The organism is Lutibacter sp. (genome assembly GCF_046055765.1).
Taxonomy (GTDB): domain Bacteria; phylum Bacteroidota; class Bacteroidia; order Flavobacteriales; family Flavobacteriaceae; genus Lutibacter.
Genome location: NZ_JASFZF010000060.1, coordinates 1 through 4,515, shown reverse-complemented (window position 1 = coordinate 4,515; position 4,515 = coordinate 1). Strand labels below are relative to the sequence as shown.

The window sequence follows — 4,515 nt, the reverse complement described above, 5'->3', positions numbered from 1 at the left end:
TGATAAAATATCCATTATATTAAATTAATTTATCCATAAATAAAAAATTACCATTGCGATTACTACGCCACCACCAACAAAGGACATTGCATAATCTTGAAATTTTCCAGATTGCATTCCTTTAACTTTATTAGAAACAGTAACAGTTACATTACCAATGCCTACCATAGTTGCATCAACAATATGTTTATCAAACCAAGCTGCTGAAAAACCAACTATTCCAAATAATATTTTTTTGGTAACGAATATATATAATTCATCAAAATAGAATTTGTGGTAAGTCCATTTATAGAAGATTCCAAATGCATGGGAGAATCGTTCAGGTAAATTATTTTCTTTTTTATAAAAAATGAAAGCTAAAATAATTCCAATCAAACCTATTGAAGTAGCTATTGCAGCTAAAGAAAGTTCTAAATGAGAGTGAAACGGAATGTAATCAGCTGAAACATATTCACTAAAAGGAATATAACCACCAGCAATACTCATAAATGCTAAAAAGATCATAGGAATAGTCATTGACCAAGGCGATTCATGTGGTGTATGTTCATATTGTTTATTTTGTCCCCAAAAAATACCAAAATATAATCTAAAAATATAAAAAGCAGTTAAGCCAGCAACTAAAACGCTACTAACGTAAATTAGCATATTGTTTTCATAAGCAGCAGCTAAAATTTCATCTTTACTAAAGAAACCTGCAAATCCAGGAAAACCTGCAATTGATAATGCAGCTATTAAAAAAGTAATATGAGTTATAGGCATATACTTTCTTAAATTCCCCATATCTTTTAAATAATTGCTATGTACTATATGAATAATAGAACCAGCAGCTAAAAATAACAAGGCTTTAAACATAGCATGAGTAAATAAATGAAACATAGAAGCCATAAATCCTAAACCTTCATGTCCATCATATTTTGAAACACCTAATGCTAACATCATATACCCAATTTGAGACATGGTTGAAAATGCTAATACTCTTTTAATATCTGTTTGTGTTACGGCAATTACCGCTGCAACTAAAGAAGAAATAGCTCCTACATAAGCTACAATTTGTAATGCAAATCCGTCTTCAACAAAATAATATAAAGGGAATAATCTTGCCACTAAATACACACCAGCAACTACCATAGTGGCAGCATGAATTAATGCTGAAACTGGTGTTGGACCTTCCATGGCGTCGGGTAACCAAATATGAAATGGCATCATAGCTGATTTTCCAGCTCCACCCATAAATATTAAAATTAGTGCCCAAGTAAAAACAGATAATCCCATAAAAGAAGTTGCAGCCCAATTGGTAATTATAGTTCCATGTAAATCATTTAATATCTGAAAATCAAAAGTTCCAGAATAATAACTTAGTAGTAAAATTCCTATTAAAAAACCTAAATCTGCAAATCGAGTTACAATAAATGCTTTTTTTCCTGCGGCTACTGCAGATGGTTTTGTATAATAATAACCTATTAAAAGATATGATGAAGCTCCAACTAATTCCCAAAAAATATACATTTGGAATAAGTTGGTTGCTAAAACTAAACCAAACATTGAAAAACTGAACAATGCTAAGTATGAAAAGAAACGCGTATAACCATCATCACCTTTCATATAACCTCTACTGTATAAATGTACCATAAAGGAAATGGTAGAAACTACAACTAACATCATTACAGATATTGGGTCAATAAGTACACCCATATCAATATGCAATTTATCTGTTAAATTTAACCAAGTTGTTTTGTAAATAAAAGTTTGATATACACCGTCAAGTTTTCCACCTAGAAAATAAGAATAAGCGGTATACCAAGATAAAACAAATGAAGCTCCTAAGCCTAATGAACCAATCCACCCAGAAATTGATGGTGGTATTTTTTTGCTAAATAGTCCTAAAATAAGAAATAGCGCTAAAGGAATTAAGGGAATAAGAATAGTATAACTAAAATCCATTTTTTATAATTTAAATTCTTGTCTTTATTGTTTAATTTTTTATAAGTACAAACTATTAATATTTCATAGTTTCTGTATCTTTTACTTCAACAGAGTTTACGAGTTTATACAAATTAATGATAATAGCAATAGCTAAAGCGGTTTCTGCAGCTGCCAATGCAATTATAAATATGGTAAAAATGGAACCTTGTAATAAATTTGGATATAAATACGTGTTTATAAGTACAAAATTTACAGCGGATGCATTTAAAATTAATTCAATTGACAGTAATACTGTAATCAAATTTTCTCTTGTGAAAAACCCATATAATCCAATAAAAAATAAGATACTTGTTAGGGTTAAAATTTCGTAAATGTTGATTCCTGCTATCATTTTTAACTAATTTTCTTTTAATTTATTTCCTTTTGCTACTATAATAGCACCAATCATTACAGCTACTAAAAGCACACTTATTACTTCAAATGGTAAAATAAATCCTCCATCACCATAACTTAATAATTTAAAGCCTATATCTTTTACTTCAATAGAAGAATAGGTAGTTGTTGCAGCTTTAAAAGTATAAGTGAATATTGCCCAAAGGGTAATGCCTAATCCTAAAAGACTAAGAATACCTGCAATTATTTTTCTTTTTAAAGGCGTTTTCTCTAATTCAAGTTCAACATGATGAACTAATAAAACAGAGAAAATAAATAATATAATAACGCCACCTCCATAAACGGTTAATTGAATGGCGGCAAGCAGATTGTAATTAATTAAGAAATACAATCCTGCAATGCTAATTAAAACGAATAGTAAATAGATTACTGCTCTTAAAATTTTACGACTTGTAACAGATGCAACGGCGAATATAATTATAAGCGCTGCGAGTATATAAAATAAAATTGCTTCCATATTATTAATCTTCTATACCAGCTAATACTGTTGAACCTGGTTGATTTAATGTTTTTGTTAAATAACTTCTGTCATATACAGAGTTTTCGTAATTCTGAGCCCAAACAATAGCATCCGTTGGGCAAGCTTCAATACACAAACCACACATGGTACACATAGATAAATGATACACGTGCTTATCTATCATTTTTTTCTTTTTGCCTGTTTCAGGGTTAATTTGTCTATCCCAAATTATTTCAATAGAACCATTTGGACAAGCAATTTCACATGATTGGCAACCTGTACAACGGTGTTGATTATTTTCGTCATGAGGCATCACTACTTCACCTCTAAAACGATCAAACATTTTCAGCGTTTCTCTATTGTCTGGGTATTGTTGTGTAAGACTTCCTTTTCTTGCGTGAATAAAATAGCCTCCTGTAACACTCATACCAGTGAGTAAGGTTTTTATTCCGTTGTATATATCTGAAAAATAACTCATTATCTTATTATTTCAATTGTTAAATTGTCCAATTCATCCAAATTATAACTGCCATAAACATTAAATTGGCTAAGTTAATTGGTAGCAAATATTTCCATTCTAGCGTAAGTAATTGATCTACTCTTAAACGAGGGAAAGTCCATCTAAACCACATCATTAAAACTATAATTGCTAAAACTTTTATTAAAAACCAAATTACTTCTGGAAACCAAGTAATACCCTCAGTTAATCCAAATGGAGATAACCATCCACCAAAAAATACTACTACTGCAATAGAAGCTATAATAAACATATTTATAAACTCCGCTAAAAAGAAATAGGCAAATTTCATTCCTGAATATTCTGTATGAAAACCTGCTCCTAACTCAGATTCAGCTTCCACCAAATCAAATGGTGCTCTATTTGTTTCCGCAGTACCAGCAATCATAAAAATCATAAAAGCAATAATTGCAGGAATGTGACCTTGTAAAATTAGCCAACCTCCTGTGCGTTGTACTTCAATAATTTCTGATAATTGTAAGGTTCCTGTCAACAACACCATTGTTAAAAGGGATAAACCAACAGATAGCTCGTAACTAATAGTTTGTAAACCACTACGCATGGCACCAATTAAGGCAAATTTATTATTACTTGCCCAACCTCCAACTAAAATACCAATAACTCCAATAGAGGAAACAGCAAATAGAAAAAAGAGCCCTATGTTAATATCAAATGCTTGAAATTGTTTTGAAAAAGGGAAAACAGAAATCCCAATTAAAGTAGAAACAATTACAAAATAAGGAGCTAAATTGTATAAAAATTTATCAATTCTGTCATTTGAAGTTAATTCTTTTGAAACTAATTTTAAAGCATCTGCGATAGTTTGAAATATACCCCAAGGCCCAACTCTGTTTGGCCCTAAACGTAATTGAAACCATGCCGCCACTTTACGTTCAAGTAAAACTAAATATAATCCTGCTACTGCAAATAATGCCAAGTAAGCTACAGCTATTAAAACCATAATGGTAATACTGGAAGCGGTTTCAGGCATTATGCTATAAATCCAATCGTGGATAGTACTGGTGATGTTTAATGGAATATTCATTATTAAAAAATTCATAATCTATAATTAACGATCTATATCTGGAATTACAAAGTCAAAAGAAGCCATAGTAGCCACTAAATCTGCTATTTTACTTCCTTTTGTTATATGATTTAAAAC

Annotated in this window: 6 protein-coding genes; all 6 read right to left on the bottom strand. The window is 30.7% G+C overall.

Annotation, left to right across the window (positions count from 1 at the left end; genetic code table 11):
* Positions 1 to 24 precede the first annotated feature (24 nt).
* The 6 genes from nuoL to QM495_RS06475 are packed head-to-tail and all read right to left on the bottom strand — an operon-like array spanning position 25 to position 4,503.
* Positions 25 to 1,941: an NADH-quinone oxidoreductase subunit L gene (gene nuoL, locus QM495_RS06500; protein WP_408671300.1), complete on the bottom strand. Its 1,917-nt coding sequence runs from the start codon at positions 1,939 to 1,941 to the stop codon at positions 25 to 27.
* 55 nt (positions 1,942 to 1,996) lie between these two features.
* A complete protein-coding gene (gene nuoK, locus QM495_RS06495) occupies positions 1,997 to 2,314 on the bottom strand; it encodes an NADH-quinone oxidoreductase subunit NuoK (protein WP_408671299.1) in 318 nt (105 codons plus the stop codon).
* A gap of 6 nt (positions 2,315 to 2,320) precedes the next feature.
* Positions 2,321 to 2,833 (bottom strand): NADH-quinone oxidoreductase subunit J, encoded by a 513-nt coding sequence (locus tag QM495_RS06490; protein ID WP_408671298.1) that lies wholly within the window; start codon positions 2,831 to 2,833, stop codon positions 2,321 to 2,323.
* 4 nt (positions 2,834 to 2,837) lie between these two features.
* Positions 2,838 to 3,314, bottom strand: coding sequence for a 4Fe-4S binding protein (locus QM495_RS06485; RefSeq protein WP_408671297.1), 477 nt, complete (start codon positions 3,312 to 3,314; stop codon positions 2,838 to 2,840).
* Positions 3,315 to 3,333: 19 nt separating this feature from the next.
* Complete coding sequence (nuoH, locus tag QM495_RS06480; protein ID WP_408671296.1) at positions 3,334 to 4,413, bottom strand: NADH-quinone oxidoreductase subunit NuoH; 1,080 nt, start codon at positions 4,411 to 4,413, stop codon at positions 3,334 to 3,336.
* A gap of 9 nt (positions 4,414 to 4,422) precedes the next feature.
* The gene (locus QM495_RS06475; protein WP_408671301.1) at positions 4,423 to 4,503 is read right to left on the bottom strand and encodes a hypothetical protein; all 81 of its coding nucleotides are present in this window, start codon (positions 4,501 to 4,503) and stop codon (positions 4,423 to 4,425) included.
* Positions 4,504 to 4,515: the final 12 nt, after the last annotated feature.

Excerpts from the sequence above, each read along its gene's own strand:
- nuoL (WP_408671300.1), bottom strand. The coding sequence starts at position 1,941 with ATGGATTTTAGTTATACTATTCTTATTCCCTTAATTCCTTTAGCGCTA.
- nuoK (WP_408671299.1), bottom strand. The coding sequence starts at position 2,314 with ATGATAGCAGGAATCAACATTTACGAAATTTTAACCCTAACAAGTATC.
- QM495_RS06490 (WP_408671298.1), bottom strand. The coding sequence starts at position 2,833 with ATGGAAGCAATTTTATTTTATATACTCGCAGCGCTTATAATTATATTC.
- QM495_RS06485 (WP_408671297.1), bottom strand. The coding sequence starts at position 3,314 with ATGAGTTATTTTTCAGATATATACAACGGAATAAAAACCTTACTCACT.
- nuoH (WP_408671296.1), bottom strand. The coding sequence starts at position 4,413 with ATGAATTTTTTAATAATGAATATTCCATTAAACATCACCAGTACTATC.